This is a genomic window from Catellatospora sichuanensis, assembly GCF_007483665.1.
Classification (GTDB): domain Bacteria; phylum Actinomycetota; class Actinomycetes; order Mycobacteriales; family Micromonosporaceae; genus Catellatospora; species Catellatospora sichuanensis.
The window spans coordinates 1-23,462 of sequence record NZ_ML660193.1 but is presented as its reverse complement, the minus strand read 5'-3'; the positions used below and the strand labels follow the sequence as shown (position 1 = coordinate 23,462).

Sequence of the window (23,462 nt, the reverse complement as noted above, 5' to 3'; positions counted from 1 at the left end):
ACCACACACCCCCGGGGGGCCGGCCTGGGCGGGCCCCCCCATTGCGGGGGGGGGGGGGGGGGCCCCCCCCCCCCCCCCCACGCCCCTTTTCCATGCCCTGGAGATGATCATGCCAGGTAAGACCGCAGCCCTCGTCACCGCAACCGCGCTCACGTTCGTCCTCATCTGCATCACCGGACCGGCACTGCTGTTCGCCACGGACGCGACCGCCGGCGGCCACTGCGGCCCGGTCGGGCCGCTGGGCTGGACCGCACCCGTCCACGCGCCCATCTGGAGCGGATACCGCACCCCGTCTCGGCCCCGCCACAACGGCGTCGACCTCGGCGCACCACGCGGCACCACGATCTGCGCCGCCGCAGCAGGCTCCGTCGTACGCGTGCGCTGCAACGTCGTCCCCGCCAGCTGGGGCTGCGACCGCGACGGCTCACCCACCCGAGTCCAGGGCTGCGGCTACTACGTCGACATCGCCCACACCAGCGACGTCTACACCCGCTACTGCCACATGCTCCAACCACCATCCGTGGCTGTCGGGCAGTCCGTCACCGCAGGCCAGCCCATCGGCGTCGTCGGGTCCTCCGGACACAGCTCCGGACCCCACCTCCACTTCGAAGTGCATCGCGGGGGCACCGGATGGGACACCGGCATCGACCCCGTCGCCTTCATGCACACCGTCGCAGCGTCACTCGGCCAAAGCGGATGAATTGCATCCAATGCAACATTCGTCCTACTGTGCGTCGCCTTTGAAGTCCTCTGAGGGACAACGACCGCGGGACGTGTGACGGCGTGGCGATCTCTTGCGCGCCCATGTATCCGCAGGTCACGGCGTTACCGATGCATCAATGTTGCGTTGGATGCAACATGGGTCAACTTGATGTTCTGGCGGGGTCGGCGCAGTCGGTGATGCCTGCCGGGCTGGCTTATCTCGATGCGCAGCAGGCCGTGTTCGACGGGATGCTTGAGGGCTGGTCGAGGCAGCAGCGTACGCGGTTTCTGCAGTTGGAGACGATCGCGCCGAGGCTGCTGCTGGTCAGGCGGTTGGTCGCCTTCGGCAACCTCTATCCGTGGCAGTGGACGCCGGGGGAGATGGAGGCGTTCTTCGACCATCTGCGATCGGGTCACCGTCCCATCGCGTATTCCACGGCGCGCGGTTATCAGGTCACGTTGAGGATGTTCAACGAGTACGTGGTCGATCCGCGCTATGGGTGGTCGCAGATCTGTGTGGACAAGTTCGGTGTGCGCCCCGAGTTGGTGTTCAACGAATGGAACACGATCACTCACCTGTCGGAGGCCGAGGGTGACCCGCGGCGCCGGTCACTGTCCTATGACGAGGTGCAGGCGCTTTTCGACGCAGCGGACGGTCTGGTGGAGCAGATCCGCGGCCGTGGCCGCAAGGGCGCTCTTTCGGCCCAGAGGGACGCCGCGCTACTCAAAGTGATCTACGCCTTCGGGCTGCGCCGACGCGAGGCGGTGATGCTGGACGTCAACGACTTGGGCCGGAATCCGAAGATGGCCCAGTACGGCAAGTACGGCGCGATCCGGGTGCGGTTCGCCAAGGCTGCCGGTGGCGGGCCGCCGCGGCGCCGGACAGTGCTGACCTTGCCGGAGATGGACTGGGTCGTGGCGGTGCTCACCGACTGGTTCACCGAGGTCCGGGCGCTGTTCTCCCCGGGTTCGCATCCGGCGCTGTGGGTCACCGAGCGATGCGGCCGCATGTCGACGCGGTCGGTGGAGCACGCCTTCAACCGGGCGCAGGCCGCGGCCGGGCTCGATCCCGCGCTGGATCTTCATTGCCTGCGCCATTCCTACATAACGCATCTGGCCGAGTTCGACTACCCGCACCAGTTCATCCAGGCCCAGGCCGGCCACCGCTACTCGTCGTCGACCGGGATCTACACCCACGTCTCCGACGAGTACCGCAACCGGCTGCTGGACCGCACGCTGCACAGCCGTCACCCAGCGCTGGCAGCCGCATCGTGATCACCAAGATGGGCATCGAGTGGAACCTGCGGCGGCTCATGGCCGCCCGGGGCATGTTCGCCACGGCCGACCTGGTGCCGCTACTGGCCGAACGCGGCGTCCACCTGTCCCGCGAACAGGTGTTCCGGTTGGTGACCCAACCACCGCAACGACTGTCGATGGATGTCCTCGCCGCAGTCTGCGATGCGCTGTCATGCACACCCAATGATTTGATCGAGGTGCGGGTGGTCAACGAGCAGAGCCGTCGAGTGGCGGACGGCGCGGTGGGCCGCCCGGCGGTGCGGCGCAGCACCATCCGGCGTCCGGAGGGCATGTGACCGGCGATGGGCACCCAGTGGTGGACCGTCGAGCAAGTACGCGATCAGCTGGTCGCGATGATCCCTGGGCTGGCTGCCTCAACGGCGTCGCAGGCACTGACCATGACCGGGACGGCGCAGGCAGCCCAGCGTCTGCGCCAACTGGGCGCCCACCTGCAGACGCACCCGGACACGTTCGCCAGCGGCCACTCCGACTGCCCCTTGGCCGTCGTCCACCTCGCGCACGCACTGCGGCAGATCGGCGCCGACAGGATCGAGCTGCCGCGCTGCATCCGCTGCCGGCAGCCATCTGACAACCTGCCCGCCACCCGGCCAGGCGGTCGGATTTGCCTGGCCTGCTACCGCCAAGAGCGCCGTGGTCCATGCGCCCGCTGCGGCCGCCACACCCGCGCCGACCACCGCCGCGACGAGGGCCTGATCTGCCGTCCCTGCCGCGACGCCGAACCGCAGTCACGCGGCCCATGCACACGATGCGGCTATGAACGGCCGCTGCGCACCACCGCGAGGCTATGCGACTCCTGCATTCCCAGGCCGCTGCACACCTGCGGCAAGTGCGGCAACCTCGCTCCAGCAGCCGCCCAGACACCAGCCGGGCCCCTCTGCGCACGCTGCCACCAAGACCCCGCCGTCGCCTGCGGCAACTGCGGCAAGGTCCGCCCCACCACCCTGAAAGCGACCGCAGAACATCCCAACCTCTGCAACTCATGCGTCCCGCGCAAAACCGGAACATGCCACGGCTGCGGCCGCCACACCTTCGGCAACCGCACCGACCGCGGACGAGGAGCCTTTCTCTGCCAGACATGCCAGCCCAAACGAAACCACCCCTGCTACCGGTGCGGTGAACAGGCACCCGCCAAAGCACTCTGGCCGGCCGGTCCGGTCTGCGCCCGCTGCTACCGCACCGTCAAGCAGAACCCCGCCGAATGCGCGACCTGCGGCCAGGTTCGCGTTCTCATCGCAGGCCACGTCGGCAGCGCTGCAACCTGCGGCCTCTGCGCCGGAGCCGACATCGACTACCTCTGCCTCACCTGCGGCGAAGGCCGCCCTCCCGCACGATTCGGCAGCTGCGACCGCTGCGTGCTCGATCAAGAGATCACCGACATCTACGGATCCGGCGACGCCGTCGCCGAACACCTGCGGCCACTCGTCCACGCACTACGCACCAGCCGACGCCCGGCGACAACCTGGCCCTGGCTGCAGCGCTCAGCCACCGCCCGCATGCTCATCGACCTCACGACCGGGCAGTCCCCGCCCACGCACGAGCAACTCGACGAGATCACCGACCTCCAGCGGGCGCACTTCGTGCGCCACCTGCTGATGGCGACCACCGTGCTTCCTCAACGCAACGAATACCTCGACCGAATCCCACACTGGCTCAAGTCCGTCCTCGCCCACCGGCCCGCCCACCAGGTCAAAACCGTCGAACCCTACGTCCACTGGTTTCTGCTGCGCCGCGCCCGCCGCCGCGCCTCGGGCAACAACCGCACCACATCCAAGACTGCAAACCATCTGCGCAGCCACATCCTCATCACCCTCGAGTTCCTCGACTGGCTCGACGAGCACGGGCTGAACCTCGCCACCGCCACGCAAGCCGACATCGACACCTGGCTGACCAGCGGGAACCCGCACCGGCGCCACAGCATCCGCGGGTTCATCATCTGGGCCCGTCGTCACCACCTGGCCGCCGGCGTCCACGTCGCCGACCGATTTTTCCGACGTCACCAGTTCCAGCCGCTGGCCGACGACGAGCTGCAACAGCAACTCCACCGCTGCCTGAACGACACACGACTACCTCTCGACGTCCGCGCCGCCGGAGCCTTGATCATCTTGTTCGGGCTGACACCCGCCAGAACGAGTCGACTCACGACCACCGACATCATCGCCGTCGACGACGAGCGCTACCTCGCCCTCGGACCCGCGCCAGCACGCCTCCCCTCGGCAATCGCCAACATCATCGACGAGCTCATCCGTCAACCCGTCACCTTCAAAACGCTCACCACCCCCAGCGAACACACCTACCTGTTTCCCGGCCGCGCAGCGGGCCAGCCCATCGGGCCCCCCAGCCTGAAACGACGCCTGCAAAACCACGGACTCACCCCACAACCAGCACGACACGCAGCGATGCTGGCCCTCACCGGAGACCTACCCCCAGCCGTCGCAGCCGACCTCCTCGGCCTCTCCGTCAAGACAACGCTGGACTGGGCAAACCACGCCGGCTCCGACTGGGCCCACTACATAGAAGCCCGCGCCGCCGATCTCGCCCGAAACACCAGCACGCAGGACGGCACCGAGTAGGACAACGGCACGCGCGGCCATACGAATAGCGCAGGGAGTCAATACATGCCTTCCCCCAGTACTGCCGACACCCATACGCTCGCCGGAGGCGATACGTCAACCGCGGTCGCGGCCACTGCCCGCCGGCAAGCGGCGCAACGCCCTACAAGCCGACCCGGCCGTCCGGCGCAGACCCTGCCTCTGTTCATGCCACGTGTCGGCAATGCTGAGGCGCGCCGGTGAGTATCGAGGCGATCACCTGGGTGCTCAACGACGCGCCCGACCTGCCTTCGAACCTGGTGGCCACGCTGCTCGCACTGGCCAACCATGCCGATGCCGACGGCAGGGGCACCGCGCCGTCCCAGAAGCGGCTGGCCCGCTACACCCGCAAGAAGCCGCGCACCATCCGCGACGACCTCGCCGCCCTCGAGTCGCGCGGTCTCATCCGCCGAGGCGACCAGCGCCGAGTCGCGTCCCTGCCCGCCGATCGGCGCCCCATCGTCTATGACCTGGCAATGGAACGCCGCGCGCAGCCGCCCGCCGCCGATGCGCATTCCGAACCACAGGCCGGCCCGGCTGCCGCCGAGCCTGTGGACAACCGGGCGGCGGCCCACCGCCGCCCGGTGGGTGACCGCCGGTCGCCGACTCTGCCGGGCGGCGGCCTGCCGCCACCCGCACCCAACGCCGCGAACAGCACAAACATCAAACGGGAGGCGGTACACCGCCGCCGAACCATATTGGAGGAGGAGGTAACCCCTCCAGCACCCGACGAACTCACCGACGCGGCACGTCTCCTGCTCGAACTCGACCACCCGTGGTCCGTCGGCCGCCGCACCGCCGTGGCACTCGCTCCGCTGGTCGCCGCCGCGCTCACCGCCGGGTGGAAGCGGCCAGACCTCGCCGCGCACCTGGCCGCCAACCCCGGCGGCGTCAGGTCCTATACCGCGGTACTACGCGCCCGGCTCGGCGACCTGCCGGCACCACCCCGACCGCGCCACGTGCCACACCCGCCGCCGCGTCACAGGCCGCCGGCATGGTGTGGCGAGTGCTCCCCGAAATCGCGCATGATCCCGTCACCCGTTCACGCGGGCAAGTTCGTCAGGTGCACGAGGTGCCATACCGCGCACCCCGGATCCGACAGGACCGAACAAGCCCGCCCGGGGTCTTCGAAAGCGCCGCCACGTGGCGATCGGACAACGGCCAACGCCTCGCCATGGGCATCACGACATGCGGTGTTCGCCGGATGAGGTACGCCCGCTTCGGGCATACGCATGCGGCAGTTGCCGTGGCTGCATGTGCAGGCGACCTGCACGCACGGATATCGTCGGGAGCAAGCCGTCGGGTTGGGTGGTGAAGACGTGAAAACCGTGCTGATCACTGGAGTCTCAGCTGCGGGCAAGAGCGCACTGGCACGCTGGCTCGTCGAGCACGGCCACCAAGCCGTCAGCCTTGACGGCTATCTGGGCCTTTGCGACTGGGTCGATGATCATGGTCGTGGTGTGCCCTGGCCGACCGACCCTGACCGCAGCTGGCTGACGCGACATCGCTGGGTCTGGCGGCGAGAAGTCCTCGACGCGGTGATCGCCGCCGCTGCGGACTCGGGCGCGCAGGTGCTGTTCCTGTGCGGCCGAGCCGACAACGCCGCCGAACTGGCGGACCGGTTCGACGCTGTCATCGGCCTGTTCGTCGACTCGCCGACCATGACCGCCCGGTTGGACGAGCCCTCGCGTAGCAATCCCTACGGGCGCATGGGCGACAGCCGCCGGTTCGTCCTCGACAACCTGGATGACGATCAACGGGTGCTGTCAGGGTGGGTCGACGCGATCATCGATGCTCGCGCGCCGCTGCCTGAGGTCGGTGAGGACGTCTTGTCCGCGGCCGCGCTGGAACTGCTCCGAGCCAACGGGTAGCCGGGCCCCGGGGCGCCGACCGAGCCACCCGCAGTGATCAGCCCAGTGACGGCCGCAGGGTCCGCGCAACGTAGTGCCGTTGGGCCGATCGCCACCGCATGTGCGGCGACGCCCATGATCCGCGGTGCCGTCTTGACCCGCTGGTCAACTGCCGAGCAGTCGTTTGAGCAGGTTGCCTGGTGCAGTGAGCAGGGCGACGGCGATGGCTTGGCGGATCCACCAGGCGGCTGCAGCTATGAGGTAGATGGTGATCAGGACGCTGTCGTTTGAGGGGACATGGACGATGGCGAAGCCGAGGCTGAGGACGGCTGCGAGGGCGGTCGCGGCGGCGCGGCGTCGGGTGAGGGTGAGTGCGACGGCGATGCCGAGCAGTGCGGCGCCGCCGCGTCCGCCGATGATGACGACCAGGTCGTAGGAGATCGGTGCGTCGAAGGGCAGGCCGTTCCATGCGGCCTGCATTCCGGCGATGCCCGCTGCTGCGAGGAGCATCGCGGTGACGGGGTGGTGCAGTGGGTCTGCCCAGGGTTTGTCGCGTAGTGCCGGGATGAGTGGTGCGGTCAGACCGACGGCGATCGCGACTGCGGCGGCGGGCGCGGCCGCCGTCAGGGTGGGGGTCAGGAAATCGGGTGCCAGTTCCGGGGAGCCGCCGAAGATCGCGTCGGCGAGTAGTCCGAACAGGCCGGCGATGGCCAGGCCGATGGCGGCGGTGAACGCGAGGAGCCGTCCGGCGCGTGCAGCGTGGTGTCCCGTGCGGTTGTCGGTGTGGTCGTAGCGCAGCAGGGCCGCGGCGGCGAAGCGTCCGCCGGCGATCGCGGCGTAGGTGGTGAACATGGCGGCGACGGCGTATTGGGGCATGTTGAAGTAGGCGGTGATCTTGGCGTAGTCGTCGGTGGTGTAGGTCAGGTTGTGGGGCAGCAGGCGCTGAGTGTCGGTGATGGCCTGGATCGCCAGGACACCGGCTGCCATGGAGGGCAGGATGACGGCGGCCAGGTGCCGTACTCGCACCCTGGCGCCGGTGACGGGCTCGGCTGGCGCGACCGGTCGAGGCTGGTGGCTGTCGAGCGCGCCGTGGGCACGCGCCAGTGCTTCAGCCTGCAAAGGTGCCGGGGTCAGAGCGAACCGGTCCCGCAAGGCGTCGCCTGCGCCGACCTGTGCGGCGGCGTCGCCGAGGACGACGAGGGCGGCCAGCAGCTCGGGGTCGATGTCGGCGGCTGCGACGGCCTGGTCCGCGGCGGCGAGGATCTGCTGCCGCATCCGTGCTGCGGGCTGCTCCAGGTGGCTGCGGGTGAGCAGTGCCGGCGGGTGCGGATCGGGCAGCACGACGGCCGCCCGGCCGGTGTCGGCCAGCTGCACCAGAGCAGCTCGGACCGCCTGCGGCACACCACTGCCGGATCCGCCGTCATCGGGTACCGGCACGGGCAGGTGTCCGATGAGCGCCCGTTCCAGCGCCTGGGTGCCGACCTGCGGCACACCGATCGTCGACAGCAGTTGCCAGCCACCGCCGATGTGCTGCACCACCGACACGTCGGTGCCAGCCGCACCGGTATCGCAGACCAGGGCGCACCCGCCCTCCGGGACCGGGTCCACGGTATGGGCGTGAGCGGCGGCTGCCACCGGTGCGGCGACGACGGCCGGGGCGGGCAGTCCCGCCGAGGCGGCGGCTTGGCGCAGCAGAGCGTGCCGGCGGGGCCCCCAAGCCGGGGGAGCGGTCAGAACGAGATCGGTGACCGGCCCGGCTGCCGACGTGGCGGCGTCGACGACGCGGCGCAGCAACACCGCGACAGCCTGTACGCCGACACCGTCGGCTGCCAGCGCCGAGCGCACATCGGTGACCACCATGGGCTCGGCGTCGTCGCCGCCCGGGGGAACGGTGACAGTCGACGGAGTCGAGGTCGTCGCGCCGAACAGGACCGGAATGCGGCGGTGCCCGACCGCGGCCACGGCCACGGTGGACTGCTCGCCGATGTCGACGGAGAGCGTGACCGTGGTCGATTCCATACAGGGCAGTGTGCCAAACCGTTCGCGGTGGCGCTGTCCCGTGGTGACGGTCCGGCTACCGGATGTGGCGGACGACGGGTCGAATCAATGATGATGAACGGCGGTCGATGGACGAGGCCGCCTGGGGGGAGGAGCACCAATGTCAGCACCTACACCCACGACCAGCCGACCACGCGGCAGTTTCGCGGGCCGGGCGATGCGCGGATTGATCTCTGCGTGCGGACTGCTGGTCATGTTGGCCGGGCTGCCCGCGGCGCTGGTAGTGCTGGTGGGATGGCCGCTGCCGGACGCGTGGCCGACAGGGGAGCAGTGGATGGCGTGGCTGGCGCAGCCGGTCACGGTGCCGTTCGTGGTCGGGCTGTTCGCGTGCGCCGGGTGGCTGCTGTGGGCAGGGCTGCTCGCCGCGGTGGCCGCGGAGGTCCTGTCGGTGGTGGCCCGGGTCGACACTTCGAGCTGGCGGCTGCCCGCGCCGCTGCGGGCCGTTGCGGCTGGTCTGGTCGGCGCGGTCGTCATCACGGTCGTCGGCAGCGCTGCCCGCGCCGCGAACAAGCCTGCCCCCACACACGTGGTCGCCGCCCCCGACGCGGCTGCCTACGCGGCGGTCGGGGCGCGCGACGTCGTGGAGGCGGTGCCGCCGGTGTCGGCGGCGACCACGACCGAGGTCCACCACGGGACGATCACGTTCACCGTCCGCGGCGAGCGCTACCACGCGATCGTGCGACGCGGCGACACCATGTCGAAAATCGCTAGACAGTGGCTAGGCGACGCCGACCGCTGGCCCGAGATCTGCCGCCTGAACTGGCACCGGCACTGGCCCAAGACCGGCGGGAAGCTACGCGACTGCGACGTCATCTACCCGCGCTGGGACCTGCGCCTGCCCGCCGACGCCACACCACCGACCGGTGCAGTACGCGTCGGCGTCCCAGCTCCCGGCGCACCACCGCAACGGCCGACACCAGAGCCGGCACCGCCGAAGCCGACCTTCCCCGCGCCGACCGACGCCGACCCGGACGGTGTCGTCGAGCCCGATGCGACCACCGTCGCCCCGTCCACAGCCGACAACCATGGCGACACAAGCCCGGGCAGCAGCCCGCAGACACTGCCGTCCGCAGGTATTACCCTGCCCGGCGGATGGGTCAGCACCGCGATGGCTGCCAGCATCCTGGCCGCCATCGCCGGCGGTTGGGCAATGCGCCACCACCGCTACCGCCCCCGCAAACCCTCAGGCCTGCAGGACACCGACCCATGGTGGCCGCCGCTACCCGACATCGTCGGCCGCCTGCGCCAAGCACTACGCCGCAACAGCCAACCCGACATCGACGACCCCGACGGCGACCAGGGCTGCCTCGCGCAGACGGTAACCACGGCAGGCAGCGGACCCACGGAGCATCCATCCCTGCCTCCAGCCAACCGGTCGGTCAACGGCGACGCCTACGCCCACGCGGACGCCGACGCACCTACCGAAGACGCCAACACCGTGGTGGAGCCGCTACAAACTGCGACCGGTCCCGAACTGGCCGGCATCGGAACACTGCCACCCGGCGGACTCGTCCTGGCCGGACCCGGCGCTCACGCCGCAGCCCGTGGCCTCATCGCCGCCACCCTCACCTTGCCGAACCCAAACCCCGACAACCTCATCACCACCATCGCCACCACAGGCGCGCTACTCGGCGACGGCGACCTGCACCACCCCCGCCTGACCGTCGCCGCCACCACCGCCGATGCCATCGAACACATCACCCGGCAGATCCTGTCGCGCACCCGCCAAGCCCAAGACAATGACCAACCCCCGCCGTCGGCCACGGTCCTGCTGCTCGACACCACCGACGGCCACGACAAGGTCCTCGACGCACTGCTGCCCGTCGCAGCCGGCAGCAACATCGGCGCCGTCCTACTCAACACCCACCCCGGCGCCGTCACCATCACCGTCGACACCGACGGCCACACCGACCACGGCACCAGGATCACCACCCTCGACACCACCAGCACCCTCGACCTGCTCCATCACACCAACCCACCAGCAACCACCACCCCACCGCCAAGCAGCCAGCTCACCGTCATCGAACCCGAACCAGCCGCAGCACCGACCACACCGGGCACCACGAAAACCCAAGTGAAGATCATCGGAAGGCCGCAGATCCTCGACCACCACGGCCAACCGATCACCGGCCTACGCACCAAAGCCACCCAGACGCTCGTCCTGCTCGCCGTACAGCGAACCCACGTCGCCAAAGCCGACCTGTGGGAGATGCTGTTCCCCGACGCGACCATGCAACGGGCCGAGGAACGATTCGCAGTCACCATCGCCGACCTGCGCAACGGCTTCCGCCGCGCCAGCGGCGACAAGACCCGCAACGCCGTCCCAAACCCCGGCGGCCGATACCGGCTCGCCCCAGACCTCGTCGAGGTCGATCTGTGGCAGTTCAGCGACCACCTCACCGCCTCAGCCCAAGCGACCGACCCCGAGCTCCGACAACAACACCTACGGCGAGCACTCGCCCTACACACCGGACCATTGGCCGAAGGCACGGACTATGACTGGATCGAACCCCACCAGCACACCTACACCAGCAAAGTCATCGATATCCTGGTCACCCTCGCCCAGAACACCGAAGATCCCCGCCAAGCAGCAGAGCTGCTCGACCAGGCATGTGCTCTGTCACCCGCCAACACCGAGATCTTCCGGCAGACACTAAAGGCCTGGAACCAGGCCGGCCTGCAGTCCCGGGCACACAACGCGATCAAACGATACCGCTCCGCCCTACAGGAACTCGAGATCAACATCGACCATGAGACAGCCCGACTCATCCATGTTGCGGACATGCACCACGCACAGGGAACCTGACGGGTGCGTTCCTGCTGATATTCGAGGCCTGTACAACACTCAGATTCACACTTGTTGCGCGCGATGTGGCGTGGCGCGAGCGTGCTTCCTTCACACGGAAGAGGTCACTGGTTCGATCCCAGCATCGCCCACCCACAATACGGACATTGGGTCATCTCGAAGTCCCAGCTCGATGAGCTGGGACTTCGTCTTGGGTTCGAGTTCGAAAGATCCCAGTTCGGTTGATATGACAGATTAGTCTCGGCGCAGCAGGAACGAGCCGAGGCCACGGGGCAGAGTGTCGGATCGAGTGCGGGATGGGCGCAGCGGCTCAGTGTGATGCTGCTGCCGGCCTCGCTGTATCAGCGATTGTTGAATTGGCGCGGTTTGCGGATTTCGCCGAATCCCGGCCTGGGACGGTCCTACACCGATGTCGGATGTTGGGTGACCGGGGCGAACGGTTGGCACCATGCCTGTCGCAGTGGCCGACTGCGCCATGAGCCGGTTGCACCAACAACGTCATGTGACAGGCCACCAGCACAGTCAAGTCCTCGCCATGCGTCGTAGCGGGCCGGCGGCCGGCGTGTCGGGCGAGGGTGGTCGTCCCCCGAGCGGCTCGGCGTGACTCAGCGCTGCCTTGGCATCGACGCTGGCAGGGGTAGCCATCAGGTGGTTCATTCACGCCGGGCGGCCCGTCACGGGCGGCGGCAGCGCACTCCGTCGGGTTCGATGATCGTGTGGTTGTTGCCGTCGTCGACCATGTGGGATGCGGCTGTGTAACTGCATACGGTCTCCTGCGGCGGACCCGACACCAGGGCGATGAGCACTACCGCTCCGACGGCGGGGAGCAGCACGAGGGTGACGACCTCCCACGCGCCTAGGGTGGCGTCGACGGTGGTGCTGATCTGGGTCGCCGTGGCGAGGGCTTCCCAGTGGGTGCGGATCTCTGGGTGGTGCCGCTGTCGTCCCAGTCCTCATCGCGGTCGTCGATGGACGTGGTGCCACCGACGTTCGCCTCGCGCTGCGCCGCGACCGCCTTGTCGGTGCCCGGGATCCTGACCGCCGCGGCGACCGTGCAGTACAGGCCGACGAAGCCGCTGTTCTGCAGGTGGCCGCGGAAGTGGAAGGTCCCGGCGCTGGTCAGGACCAGCTCGACCCATCCGCCGACCGACGAGACGCCGATGTGGCCCGACCGCATGACCCGGCGGGCCGGGAACTCCACGGTCTTGTCGTCGTCGGAGGTCCAGGCGATCGCGCCGCGTTCGAAATGGCTGGTGCGGCCCGTCTTGTTCGTGTCCGGGTCGGTCCAGGCCAGTTCATCGCTCACCGGCAGGCCGAGGTAACTGCCTTCCTCGCCCAGTTCCAGCCAGCGGCCCCTGATGCCGCCGTAGACGGGGTGCGCGCCGGTGGCCGGCGACCAGTAGATCGACCCGTCGTAGCCGGTGCCGTCGGCGCCGAAGCGGCGAAAGTGGTTGAACCTGCCGCGGACCGAGCCGGTGGAGGTCTCGTCGGTGATCGGGTACCCGTATGCTTCCGAACCGAACCGAACCGCTGCCAGCAGTCGCGGATCGAGCCGTGTACCTCGTACGCGCCGATGGACGGGTGCCAGTAGATCGACGCGTTCTCGAAGTGGCTGAAGCGGCCGACTCCGTCGGCGGTCGCGGTCTAGTCGGTCAGTGCAAACCCGAGCAGCGCCGGACCGCCCAGCGCGAGACACTTGCCGTAGATGCCGCCGAGGACCCACCACGCGCCAACCGCGTGCGCCGGTAGATCGCGCTGTTGTCGTAGCGCTGGACGAACCCCGAGCCGCCTTCGACGTCTCGATGTCGCCGACCTTGCCACCGGGCGCCCCGTTGAGCGCGGCGTGCTTGTCGCGGATGGCGACGACGGCCAGGACGATCGGATTGAGCTGCAGACCATGGGGAACAGCGAACTCGGACGCGGAAGCGCCCTTCTGCGCTCTGGCTCGCTGGCGGACCTTGTCAGCGCGACGGTATGACACCGGTGCATCGACGTTAATTTTCTGTCGGATTGCCGCCCCGCCCTCGCGGCGTGGGGGTCCACCGTGGTGCATATCGACGCCCGACCGGATCCCCAGGGGGCCGTAGGCGACCTCGCCAGGACAGGATGCCCGGCAGTACCGGTGACAGCGGCCGCTACCTTGGCGGCTGAAGGATGTCGATCCCTCCTGCGAAGGGCCTGATGCGATAAATACGAATCCGTCACGGCTGCCCGTTGTCGCGGCGTTCTCGGCTATCGGGGTGGTCGTGATCACCTCGTGGGTGTTCATACCTGTCCTGCTGCACCCGGAGCTGGACGCCGGCCTGGTGGCACAGATACCTGGCTTCGTCGGTGAGAACCGGGTCCAGATATGCGTGGCTTCGGGGCCCAGGTTGGCGGCTTTCGCTTGATCGTTGTTGGTGAGTTCGGGACCCACCTTGGTCAGTCTCGGATTGATCAGAACGGTGGGTCGGACTTTGCGGCGAGGCTAGGGTAGGTGGGCAGCAGCAGCGTCGGGATGTCCCGGCTGGTTGGGTGGGTCCAGGTTCCGATCAGGCTGCGTTCGGTGCGTGTGAAGCGTTCGATGGTGTCGGTGAGTCCGGGGATCTCGACGTCGCTGACCACGAAGGTGGTGCCGTTGTTGTCCTGCTTGACGACGAGGTATGGATGCGTGTCGGGTGGTGCGATGACGGCGCCGATGGACGGGAGATGGCGCATGTCGCCGTCCCAGCGGACGTAGTCGGCGGTGTCGGCGAGGGCGAGGATGGCTTGCAGCGCCCAGTGGGTGTGCGGGATGGGGTCGGCGCTGATCCAGTCGGGCAGCGGCGTAAGCGCGGTGAAGCCGTCGACGGGTTCGGTGAGGGCGTAGACGATCATGACGTCCGCGGGCGTCTGGGTCATGGGTTCGAGCTGGCGAGTTGGTTGCGGGTTTGGGCGAGGCGGTAGGAGTCGGTGCCGGTCTCGATGATGTTGCCGCCGAAGGTGAGCCGGTCGACGATCGCGGCGCAGAGTCGGGGGTCGGTGAACGTCTTGGTCCAGCCGGAGAACGCCTCGTTGGAGGCGATGGCGACGGATGCCTTCTCCTCGCGTTCGGTGAGGACCTGGAAGAGCAGTTCAGCACCGCGTTTGTCGAGTTCCATGTAGCCGAGTTCGTCGATGCAGAGCAGGTCGACGCGGCCGTAGCGGGCGATGGTTTTGGCGAGCATCTTGTCGTCAGCTGCCTCGACGAGCTCGTTGACGAGTTTCGTCGCCAGGACGTAGCGGACGCGGTAGCCGGCCATGGCGGCTTCGGTGCCCAACGCGATGAGCAGGTGGCTCTTGCCGGTGCCGGAGTCGCCGATCAGGCAGAGCGGCATGCCCTTCTTGACCCAGTCGCAGGTGGCGAGGGTGTGGATGGTGGCTGGGTCGACGGTGCCGTTGGCGTCGAAGTCGAACGCGCGCAGGCTCTTGTCGCGGGGGAACGCGGCCGCTTTGATCCGGCGTTCGGAGCGGCGCCGGGCTCGGTCGTCGCATTCGGCCATGAGCAGTTCGGCGAGGAACCCGCGGTAGGTCATCTGGCTGCGGACGGCGGCCTCGGCGAGTTCGGGGAATTGGCCGCGGATGGTCGGCAGGCGCAGCAGCCTGCAGGCGGAGTCGATCGCCGCGTCGGCGGCCTGCTCGGTGAGTCCTCGGTGGCGAGTCATGGCCTGGTCCCTTCTGCGGTGCGGCGACAGATGCGGAGCAGCTGGTCGTATGCGGTAACGGTGGGCAGTGGCCGGGTATCGGCTGGCAGCTGAGCGAGCCGGCGTTGGGTGAGGGAGACGACGTTGCCGGTCAGCCGGGCGGGTTGATCGGTGTCGGTTGGTTGGTCGTCGGCCTCGGCGAACTTGCGGGCCTGTAACGCGACCGCGTCGGCGGTGAGCGCGCCGGCGCGCAGCGCGGCGGCCAGGCCGGCGACGATGTGCTCGTGGGGCATGTGCCGGTGCAGGAGCAGGACCTCGATCAGGGCTCGGGTGCCGGCGGCGTCGCCGTGCGTCTTGCGGACGGCTGCCCACCACGCGTCGTGGACCGGGGTGAACTTGCCCGCGGCGCGGGCCTGTTCCAGCGCGGTTGAACCGGGCAGCGCGCCGGGTTTGCGCAGCAGGCCTTCCAGGTAGCGGTTGAGGTCGAGCCGGCTGCCGCTTTTGGCCATCAACCGTTCGTGCCGGGCGACCTCGATCCGACCGTCGTAGATGACCAGGTGGGAGGCGTGCAGGTGGACGCGGACCTGCCGGCCGACCAGCCGCACCGGCACTGAGTAGCGGTTCGTGCGGACGGTGACCTGGCTGTAGCGGTCGACGCGCGGGCCGAGCCAGGTCCCGGTCTCGAACGACTCGTCCGGCAACGCCACCAGCAGCGGCCGTTCGATCGCGAACAGTTCCCCGACAGTGTGGGCGCGGGTGCCGATGCGCCGGGCGTCGTCGGCGGCGTCCCACGCGTCGACCATGGCGTTGAGCTGGTCCAGCGAGTCGACTACGGGGACGGGGACGAGGTGGTTGCGGCGGAACCAGCCGATCTGGCCCTCGACGCCGCCCTTCTCGTGAGCGCCTCGCAGGCCCGGCTGGCAGTAGAAGGCATCGATGCCGAAGTGGGATCGAAACGCCGTCCAGCGGGCGGTTTCGACCCGCTGCCGAGCGAACCCGAGGACCTGGGCCACCGCCGCCCGGAGGTTGTCGTAGCGGATCTTGCCGGTGGGGACACCGCCGAGCGTGGTGAACGCATGGACATGCCCCTCCAGGAACGCCTCCTGACCACCCGAGATGAAGATCCGGTGGACGGTCTTGCCGGAGAATGAGAGTCGCAGTGCGAACAGCAAGCAGGTCACCAGCTCGCCGCGAAGGTTGACGGCGACCTCGCCGAAGTCGACTTCCGCCTCAGCGCCCGGCCGGTGCGTCTGCGGGAAGAACACGTCGATCGGTCCCCGGCCCGCCTCGGCTCGGATCTTCGGTTTGCGGTCCGCGACGTAGGCACGGACCACCGCGTAGGACACGTCGATCATGTCGTGCTCGGCGATCAGCCGGTCGTAGATCCGTTTCACGGTGTGCCGCTGCTTGCGGGGCGCGTCCAGGTCCGCGCGGAGAATGCCGTCGATGATCGGCTTGAACTCATCCAGCTTCGACGGCCGCGGGGGCAGCGGCTTGCGCGGCTGCGGCCACGCCGACTGCAGCGCCGAACGCACCGTGCGGCGGCTCACCCGATACTGACGAGCCAACGCCCGCACGGACATACCGGCCCGCGAGTCCCGTCGGATCGCCGCGAACAGGTCGACCTTCGACATCGGCGCCATCGGCAGGCTCCCGTCCAGACCAGCCGATGCTCCCACCAGCCAAGGCGGGCCCGAAACTCACGAACATCGAAAACCACCCGAGCGAGATAGTCCCCGAACTGGCAAACAAACCGCTGGTCACCCCTGGCAGACGGCATGCCCACCGATGTCCCTGAGCACAGAGGATCGAGAGATCATCTTGTGGATGCAGCGGCCGCCACCGGCTCGTCGATGCTGTGTCATCATGCTGCCGTGGCTGAGGAGCGGGCTGACTTGCGCAACATGGTCGACGACATCATGCGGGCCTGCGAGACGGACGAGTACTGGTTGCCGGACCCCGACATGCGGGCTTCGCTGCACGGTCTGGTCGCTGACGATCCGCGGTCCGTCACGGTGGGCCTGGCGTATCTGTGGGACCGCTCGTTCATCGAGTATCCGAACGTATTCCCGTCGGCGGTGCCGGCCGTCCGGTACGTGCTGGCGCTGCTGGACCGCAGGGTAGGCGGCGATATGGTGATCCGGAGCCCGGACGGCAGACTCCGGCCGTTGCGAGGCCATCTGCTGACCTGGTTGTCGTTCGTCGCGGAAGCAGTCGGTGACGTCCGCGTCCGTAAGTTCGTTGAGCTGGCTGGCTATTCGCCGCTGGAGTACCCGAACTCGGCGTGGCACGCTGTCCGGCGGCTCCGTTCCCAGATGTACGATGCCGCCGCCGCGTTTCTGGACGATCCGGACGCCGGTGTTCGACAGGAGGCGATAACTGTGGCGGTGGTGCTCGTACGAGTTTCGGAGCTTGCCGTCCACCGTGAGCGCATCGCCGCCGCGGCGCGAGCATTTCTGGACGCCTGCACGGACCCGGTGCGCAGACGATGGGCGGATGAAGCATTCTGCGAGTTGAGCCCGACGTACATCGCCGACGAGCCGGTACGGACGCAGCCGGAACTCGATCGGATGAACTGACCGCCCGATTCGTGGCGGAGAGCGCAAGGGACGTCGCTGGCGACTCGACGGCGCTGGGCCGCCGACCGTCAGACCGTCCACATGGGTGGGCCCTGAACTCACGAACACAAGAATTGGACCTCAGCCGGTGGGCCTCGATCTCGCATATAAACGGGTCCCGAAATCGGCTCTGGCACAAATTTCGTGAAAGATCCTCTTAGGAACGCGCCGTCTCAGCCGCGACTGTCAACGCTTGCTCTGCCTCCGCGCCGAGTTCGTGCTCGGTGAGCAGCGCGCTGGCGGCGGCGAGGTCGGAGGCCGTGTCCGCTCCGGTGCGTGCTTTGAGTTCTGCGCGATAGAGCAGTGCCTCGAACTTTTCGATCGGCGGTGCGTCGGGGTGGCGGATGAGACCTGCGTCGAGCACTACGATCGCCTGGGCGTCGTCGCCGCGGGAGTCTCCCTGCCGTGCGGCGACGTCGATCACCCGGCCCAGGCCGGATCGTCGTTCCGTCGGGTCGTCCTCGGACGAACCCTCCCGGTAGAAGCGGAGCCAGTTGCCGCCGACATCAACGATCGAGAATCCGGTGGCGGTGCCGGCCTTGCGCCGCGGCGGGAGCAGGCGCGGGATGCCCTTGATCGGAACCTTGCCGAATCGTTCCCGCAGTCCGGCCTTGAACGCGTCGTGTCGCTCACCGGGCTCTGCGACGGTGATGATGGCGCTGCCGTACGAGGTTGCCGGGTCGAAGCCGTCGATGGTGAACAGGTGGATCGCGATGTCGTCCAGCTCCACGACCGCGCAGGGGTAGGGGCGGCGCTGCTGGAAGCTGACGGTGAACCCGAGCGCGACGTAGAACGCGAGTGCGTCATCCAGGTCCGCGCACGGCAACACGGGGTAGGTGCGTTCGCCGGCCATCCGGTCCCTTCCCGCCGAGTGTCACCATTTTACCTCAGCCTGATCATGACCATGTCACGCCGACTCGGCCGCACCGGCCACTGGTAGCCCAAATTCGCGGACGCTCACTTAGGATGCAGGATTCTCTTGCGGAGACGACCGGACGCAAGTGCTAGATCATTCACGGAAAGTGCGCCAGAACCCCGAAATCACGGACGAAGCCAGATACCCGACGTGGTCGACCGTATCCAGGTTCAGCAGGTCCAGGCTGGGCTCCGCGACGGCGTCCGCTCTGCGATGCTGCAAGGGGCTGCCGGAATTCTCGTGGTGATCGGTGCGATAGCCGCCTGGCTGCAGGTGCGCGTCGGCAGGGAAAGCCACGTCACAGGGCTGTTGGCTCGTGCCATCGACCATGTCGGCAGTGACAATCCTGATGTCCGGGTCGGTGGGATCTACACCCTGGAGCGGATCGCGAGGAACTCCGCCGAAGATCGGCTCAGCGTCATGTTCCTGCTGGCGACCTTGATCCGGCGCCGGGTCCCGTGGAATCGCCCTGACGGGTCCGGAACCGCAGGCTTCACCGAAGACGTCGACATGGCGCTGCCGTGGCTGAGGGTCCGGCAACCCGAGGCGCAGACAGCGATCCATGTGTTATCGCGTCGGCTTGTCGACCCGATGACGGCTCGGCTGTATCTCGCCCGAACGGATCTGGGCGGCGTCCAGGTCAACGACGGCGGCAGGCTCGGCAACGCCAACTTCAACCACGCCAACCTCGCGCGCGCCTGGCTGCAGGGCGTGCTACTCGACCACGGCACCTTCAAAGGCTGCGATCTGAGAGCGGCCAACCTTCGGCGAGCCTCGCTGATCAGCGCGGACCTGCGAGGCGCCAGCCTGCGGAACGCGGATCTTCGTGACGCCGACCTGCGCGGAGCGCTACTGTCTACCGCTGATCTGCGGGGCACACGCCTGACCGGCGCGGACCTGAGCGACGCTGTTATGGACGGCGTGGTGGCCGACGAAGCGACGGCCTGGCCCGACGGCTTCGGCACACGCGGCAACGGCTGAAATCAGAAGGCCGGCGACGAGGCACGCGAGGTCGGGTTGGTGGCGCACCGGTAGCGATGCATCCAGTCCCAGTCGGCTTCGCCGGCTGCCGATGTTGCGGCGTCGCCCTGCCGGCAATGAGCGCAGGATATTCGGCCTGTGCCGAACCCGGTGCCGAACGGCATTGCACACGACTGCATGATGCGGAAGAGCTGCCTGGCGCTGTAGCGCTTTAGGCAGCGGAGGATGTCGCCGGGGGTGCGGCCTTCGCCGGTGCGTCGGGTGATGTAGTCGCTGGTGGCGGGGTGATTCATGCGGCGGCGTGTGATAACGATGGTGTGGAGGGCGGCATTGAGGGCGCGGTCGCCGCCGCGGTTGAGGCGGTGGCGGTGGTGTCGGCCGGAGCCGGTGATGAGGGGGCTGACTCCGGCGAGGGAGGCGAACGCGGCTTCGCTGCGGACCCGGCCGCGGTGTGACCATGCTGTGAGCAGCGTCGCGGCGGCGCACGGACCTACTCCGGGTTGGACGAGCAGCGCCCCGCAGATCTGGCTGGCAAGCGCGCGGAGTTGCTTGTAATTGGCGGCGAGGATGTTGTCGAGGTCGGTGATCTGCCGGGCGAGCAGGTTCAGTTGTTGCAGGCGGATGCTGTCTTCCAAGTCCGTGTCGGGGCTTGCGTGTATGGCCAGGACCGTGCGGACCTGGGCTGCGGTCGGGAGACCGCGCAGGGTCTCGCGCAGGCTGGTCGCGGTCAAAATCAGTGATTTGAACAGATTGACGGTCGCGGTGCGGGTGTCGGTGTGGTGCCGCCGGGTGACCAGGAGCATCCGCAGTGCCTCACGGGGTCCGTCCGCGCGTGGGGTGGCCAGCTGGGCGTGGGACAGGGCGGCCCGGACGGCGTGCACTGCGTCGAGGGCATCGGACTTGCCGCCCCGTCGCCGCGTACCGCTGACGGGCTTCGGCGCCTCGACGACGATGTGGCCTGCGGCGAGCAGATGCCGGACCAGACCGTGGCCGTGGGATCGGGTGCCTTCCACCGACCAGCACACCGGTACCTCAGCTGGGACCAGGTCGGACGCCCACGCCGTCAGTCGCTGGTTTCCCGCCAGGTCCGCCGGGACCTGGATCTCGCCGTGGATCCGGCCGAGGTGGTCCACGATCGCCGCGGCGTGGGTGTCGGTGTGGGTGTCGACGCCAACGACCCAGCCCGGATCAGGCTGACCGCGGTCGGATTGTTCTGTCACGATAGGCACGGCGGTGCCTCCCTTCGTCTGGCGGTAGCCGTCGTCACGGCGTCGGCCCGGGAAGGCACCTGGCGGCACATCTGTGATGAGTCACGTGCTGCGAACACGGACAGGCTTCTGATCAGGCCAGCAAGGCACAACGGGTCGACGCCGGCCGTGCCTGCGGACGAGTCACCAAAAGGACACGCCACCCAGACGGTCAGATCGATAATGAGTCACACCGACACGACCGGCACCAACCTAACGGATCACGAACCCCGGGCCCGATCACCAACTACATAGAAGCGTCACCAACACACCACGACTTCGAAACACGGCCTAGTCAACTACAGCCAGCGACGCGACGTGCTGTCAACCCGGTCCGTCCCACCCGACGAGTGGCAGGCCCTCACCGTCGATCTCATCGCCGGCGAAAGACCCCGGCCGCCACGGTTCCGCGCGACCGACTGGGGCCAGCCGAAGCGCCTACTCGCCTCCGTCGTGGTCTGGATTCACCTGACCCAAAGCGAATACTTCTTCGCCCCGAGAATGGCGACCTGCGCAACCAAGGTCCGGCGTGACCTCTACGGGCAGTGGCGCCGCTTCCACGGCAAACGCCCATACCGCCATCACATCAGTCTCAAGGCGCGCCTCGTCACATACATGAACGAACTCGCCCACCGCATCGACGGTGACGGAGACCTGACGGCCAGGACACCAGCCCTCAGTGCCACAGCCACCCCGACTTTGCCTTCGCCTGGCTAAAGGATGAGCGAAATTCCCTGCTGACGCGCGAATTGAAAGATGTTAGGCGCAGCCACTACGTCAAGCATGTCCTCGACTTCACGATTGCGCTTTGCACTGCCAAGACCGACGCTGATGAACGACAGGCGAGGATGAGAACGCAACACCTCAAATGCGCTTACAGGAAGTCGAGAGTTGGAGACGCTAAGTTGCTCAAGGTTCGGAGCCGTCACAAGACCTTCGAGGGCATTATCCGCCTGCATGCTGCGCAGACCGTCAAGATCCGCACGAACCAATGCGGCGTTCGCGCTAAAGTCAGGAAGAAGGCTAACGCCTGACAGCGTGTCAAGCCACAACCATTCCAACTTGGACAAGTCGCGGACGGGGCTCAGGTCGGCCAGGCGACGGGTTTGCCTGATGCCTAGAAAGCGCAGGCTGGGGAACTGTGCCAGCCAGTGCGAGTCAGTTAGCGAGCCAAGTGTGAGCACAAGTGATTCGAGGTCCGGCAACGCCACTATAGGTAGGACCTGATCGAACCGGAGCCTCCATAGCGACAGGACACGCAGCTCGTGGTTGCGAGCAACCAGCTCAGACAACCCTCGATGGTGTCCGACCACCCGCAGCCCGGAGAGCCGGGAGAATTTGAGCGGCGTCAGGTCGAGCGGCCTTTTCGTCTCGCCGAGATCTAGATACTCGAGGTCATCAGGCAGAACGTTTAACCGCGACACGTCATCCAGCAGCATTAAGTTGCTGACGCTGAAGCGCCGGAGCTCAGGAAACAAACGGAGGAAGTCCAGACCCGCAAGTTCCTGACTGTATCCGTACACGCGCAGAGTGACGTGTGGACATTGCTCGAGAACCTGCGCGAGCAACTGGTAGTCGTCGTTGGTAAGTGGCTCGTCGAATTGGACTCGCTCAACGTCCGGAACAGCGACCTTAAGGTGATCCCTGTCCAGGGGTGACTCAAGTTCTAGAAACTGGTACATAGAACGACTCCGAGACCCTTCCACGTACTGCCAAGTGTCTTAATCCGTGTGCACATCCTCCGACCCACATGATCGACCGCAACCGCGAGGTCGCCCAGCACCTCACGCAGTTGCTCGGCCAACCGCTGGCCACCCCGGCCGGGTAATCGACCACGGCGACCTGGGCTGCGCTCATCGGGGAACGGCATTTCCGCACGCTACCGCGATCGCATAGACGCTGAGGCCGACTGTCGCCCGGAGGGCCATCTGCCGGCCCTCGCCATACCAGCTTCACACCTCGAGGTGATCGTGCGGCTAACTAACCTGCTCATTGGCCAACTAAGAGAGCTATTCACTCGATAGACATCGATTAACGGCCGGAGCGTTTGGTCAACCTGTGATCTGTCGGAGGTAGACGACGACCCGTCCGCGGGTAGATCACCTGGCTTGTGACAACTCAACCGATCTTCGCGGACAGGCCGCCACGGGTAGAGACTATGACGGGCCTGACCGGCGATCAGGTCGACCGGCTCGTCCTCGACGTCTACGCCCACGGCAGCCTGGACCCAGCGCGCCGCCGTGCCGTCGGCCCGTACCGCACGGTGCTGATGGTCCTGCTCTACCTGCGCCACAACCTGTCGCAGACGCTGCTGGCCGAGCTGTTCGACTGCTCCCAGACCGTGTCCCGCCTGATCGGCCGGATCGCCCCGGTCGTCACCACGGTGCTCGCCCCGGTCGCCGAGCAGGTCGCCGCCCGGGATCTGCGCTCCACCGTGCGCGTCGACGGGTTCCTCGCCCCGACCGGCGACCGACGCAAGGACACCTACACCTCGGGCATGTATTCCGGGAAGCGGCACCGGTGTGGGTTCAACATCCAGGTCGTCGGCTCCTTCCACGGCCGGCTTGTGCTCACCGGAGCGCCGCAGCCAGGAGCGATGCACGATGCGAAAGCCTGGCGCGAGTCCGGACTCGCCACCAGGTTCGAAGGCCGGCTGCACGCCGACGGCGGACCAGGCGGCTTCGCCGACGCCGCCTACACCGGCACCGGCCTGTGCGTGCCCCACCGAAGACAGAAAG

The 23,462-nt window shown here is 67.7% G+C and carries 18 protein-coding genes, 1 tRNA gene and 1 pseudogene; 11 read left to right on the top strand and 9 right to left on the bottom strand.

The features are described 5' to 3' along the window. Nucleotides 1-202: 202 nt before the first annotated feature. The 6 genes and pseudogenes from FLL47_RS13920 to FLL47_RS13895 all read left to right on the top strand — a co-directional run. Nucleotides 203-700 (top strand): annotated as a pseudogene (locus FLL47_RS13920) (M23 family metallopeptidase); the annotation flags it as partial. Nucleotides 701-858: 158 nt separating this feature from the next. Then, nucleotides 859-1,977 carry a tyrosine-type recombinase/integrase gene (locus FLL47_RS13915; RefSeq protein WP_144120940.1) on the top strand — a complete coding sequence of 373 codons (1,119 nt, stop codon included), beginning with the start codon at nucleotides 859-861 and terminating at the stop codon, nucleotides 1,975-1,977. Then, complete coding sequence (locus tag FLL47_RS13910; protein ID WP_144120939.1) at nucleotides 1,974-2,294, top strand: helix-turn-helix domain-containing protein; 321 nt, start codon at nucleotides 1,974-1,976, stop codon at nucleotides 2,292-2,294. The genes FLL47_RS13915 and FLL47_RS13910 overlap by 4 nt, the downstream gene beginning before the upstream one ends. Before the next feature lie 6 nt (nucleotides 2,295-2,300). After that, entirely contained in the window at nucleotides 2,301-4,589 is a 2,289-nt protein-coding gene (locus tag FLL47_RS13905; protein ID WP_144120938.1) for a hypothetical protein, read from the top strand. A 218-nt stretch (nucleotides 4,590-4,807) separates the two neighbouring features. After that, nucleotides 4,808-5,815: a helix-turn-helix domain-containing protein gene (locus tag FLL47_RS13900; RefSeq protein WP_144120937.1), complete on the top strand. Its 1,008-nt coding sequence runs from the start codon at nucleotides 4,808-4,810 to the stop codon at nucleotides 5,813-5,815. A 111-nt stretch (nucleotides 5,816-5,926) separates the two neighbouring features. Beyond that, a complete protein-coding gene (locus FLL47_RS13895; RefSeq protein WP_144120936.1) occupies nucleotides 5,927-6,478 on the top strand; it encodes a nucleoside/nucleotide kinase family protein in 552 nt (183 codons plus the stop codon). A 144-nt stretch (nucleotides 6,479-6,622) separates the two neighbouring features. On the opposite strand, the gene FLL47_RS13890 is transcribed toward FLL47_RS13895, so the two are convergent. Next, a complete protein-coding gene (locus FLL47_RS13890) occupies nucleotides 6,623-8,476 on the bottom strand; it encodes an Hsp70 family protein (protein WP_144120935.1) in 1,854 nt (617 codons plus the stop codon). Between the two features lie 139 nt (nucleotides 8,477-8,615). Here FLL47_RS13890 and FLL47_RS13885 point away from each other — a divergent pair, with 139 nt between their 5' ends. Next, nucleotides 8,616-11,321, top strand: coding sequence for a BTAD domain-containing putative transcriptional regulator (locus tag FLL47_RS13885; RefSeq protein WP_144120934.1), 2,706 nt, complete (start codon nucleotides 8,616-8,618; stop codon nucleotides 11,319-11,321). A gap of 60 nt (nucleotides 11,322-11,381) precedes the next feature. Continuing rightward, a tRNA-Val gene (locus FLL47_RS13880) sits at nucleotides 11,382-11,451 on the top strand. A gap of 544 nt (nucleotides 11,452-11,995) precedes the next feature. Here FLL47_RS13880 and FLL47_RS42915 read toward each other — a convergent pair. The 5 genes from FLL47_RS42915 to istA form a co-directional block, all read right to left on the bottom strand. Further along, nucleotides 11,996-12,154: a hypothetical protein gene (locus tag FLL47_RS42915; RefSeq protein WP_186315723.1), complete on the bottom strand. Its 159-nt coding sequence runs from the start codon at nucleotides 12,152-12,154 to the stop codon at nucleotides 11,996-11,998. Nucleotides 12,155-12,177: 23 nt separating this feature from the next. Then, complete coding sequence (locus FLL47_RS43620) at nucleotides 12,178-13,590, bottom strand: LGFP repeat-containing protein (protein ID WP_144120933.1); 1,413 nt, start codon at nucleotides 13,588-13,590, stop codon at nucleotides 12,178-12,180. A gap of 167 nt (nucleotides 13,591-13,757) precedes the next feature. Further along, nucleotides 13,758-14,201, bottom strand: coding sequence for a hypothetical protein (locus FLL47_RS13870; protein ID WP_144120932.1), 444 nt, complete (start codon nucleotides 14,199-14,201; stop codon nucleotides 13,758-13,760). Then, entirely contained in the window at nucleotides 14,198-14,983 is a 786-nt protein-coding gene (gene istB / locus FLL47_RS13865) for an IS21-like element helper ATPase IstB (protein ID WP_144120931.1), read from the bottom strand. The genes FLL47_RS13870 and istB overlap by 4 nt, the downstream gene beginning before the upstream one ends. Beyond that, complete coding sequence (gene istA / locus FLL47_RS13860; RefSeq protein WP_186315731.1) at nucleotides 14,980-16,596, bottom strand: IS21 family transposase; 1,617 nt, start codon at nucleotides 16,594-16,596, stop codon at nucleotides 14,980-14,982. Before istA ends, istB begins: the two co-directional genes overlap by 4 nt. A gap of 240 nt (nucleotides 16,597-16,836) precedes the next feature. On the opposite strand from istA, the gene FLL47_RS13855 reads away from it, so the two are divergent. Next, the gene (locus tag FLL47_RS13855; RefSeq protein WP_144120929.1) at nucleotides 16,837-17,541 is read left to right on the top strand and encodes a hypothetical protein; all 705 of its coding nucleotides are present in this window, start codon (nucleotides 16,837-16,839) and stop codon (nucleotides 17,539-17,541) included. A gap of 196 nt (nucleotides 17,542-17,737) precedes the next feature. Here the strand turns inward: FLL47_RS13855 and FLL47_RS13850 are convergent, their stop codons facing one another. After that, nucleotides 17,738-18,433: a VOC family protein gene (locus FLL47_RS13850; protein WP_144120928.1), complete on the bottom strand. Its 696-nt coding sequence runs from the start codon at nucleotides 18,431-18,433 to the stop codon at nucleotides 17,738-17,740. Nucleotides 18,434-18,646: 213 nt separating this feature from the next. On the opposite strand from FLL47_RS13850, the gene FLL47_RS13845 reads away from it, so the two are divergent. After that, the gene (locus FLL47_RS13845; protein WP_144120927.1) at nucleotides 18,647-19,477 is read left to right on the top strand and encodes a pentapeptide repeat-containing protein; all 831 of its coding nucleotides are present in this window, start codon (nucleotides 18,647-18,649) and stop codon (nucleotides 19,475-19,477) included. Nucleotides 19,478-19,479: 2 nt separating this feature from the next. Here the strand turns inward: FLL47_RS13845 and FLL47_RS13840 are convergent, their stop codons facing one another. Then, nucleotides 19,480-20,775 carry an IS110 family RNA-guided transposase gene (locus tag FLL47_RS13840; protein WP_246157898.1) on the bottom strand — a complete coding sequence of 432 codons (1,296 nt, stop codon included), beginning with the start codon at nucleotides 20,773-20,775 and terminating at the stop codon, nucleotides 19,480-19,482. Between the two features lie 662 nt (nucleotides 20,776-21,437). Beyond that, entirely contained in the window at nucleotides 21,438-22,406 is a 969-nt protein-coding gene (locus tag FLL47_RS13835; RefSeq protein WP_144120926.1) for a leucine-rich repeat domain-containing protein, read from the bottom strand. Between the two features lie 476 nt (nucleotides 22,407-22,882). Between FLL47_RS13835 and FLL47_RS13830 the strand changes: the two genes are divergently transcribed. Beyond that, a partial coding sequence (locus tag FLL47_RS13830) for a transposase family protein (protein ID WP_144120925.1) occupies nucleotides 22,883-23,462 on the top strand: 580 nt, incomplete at its 3' end.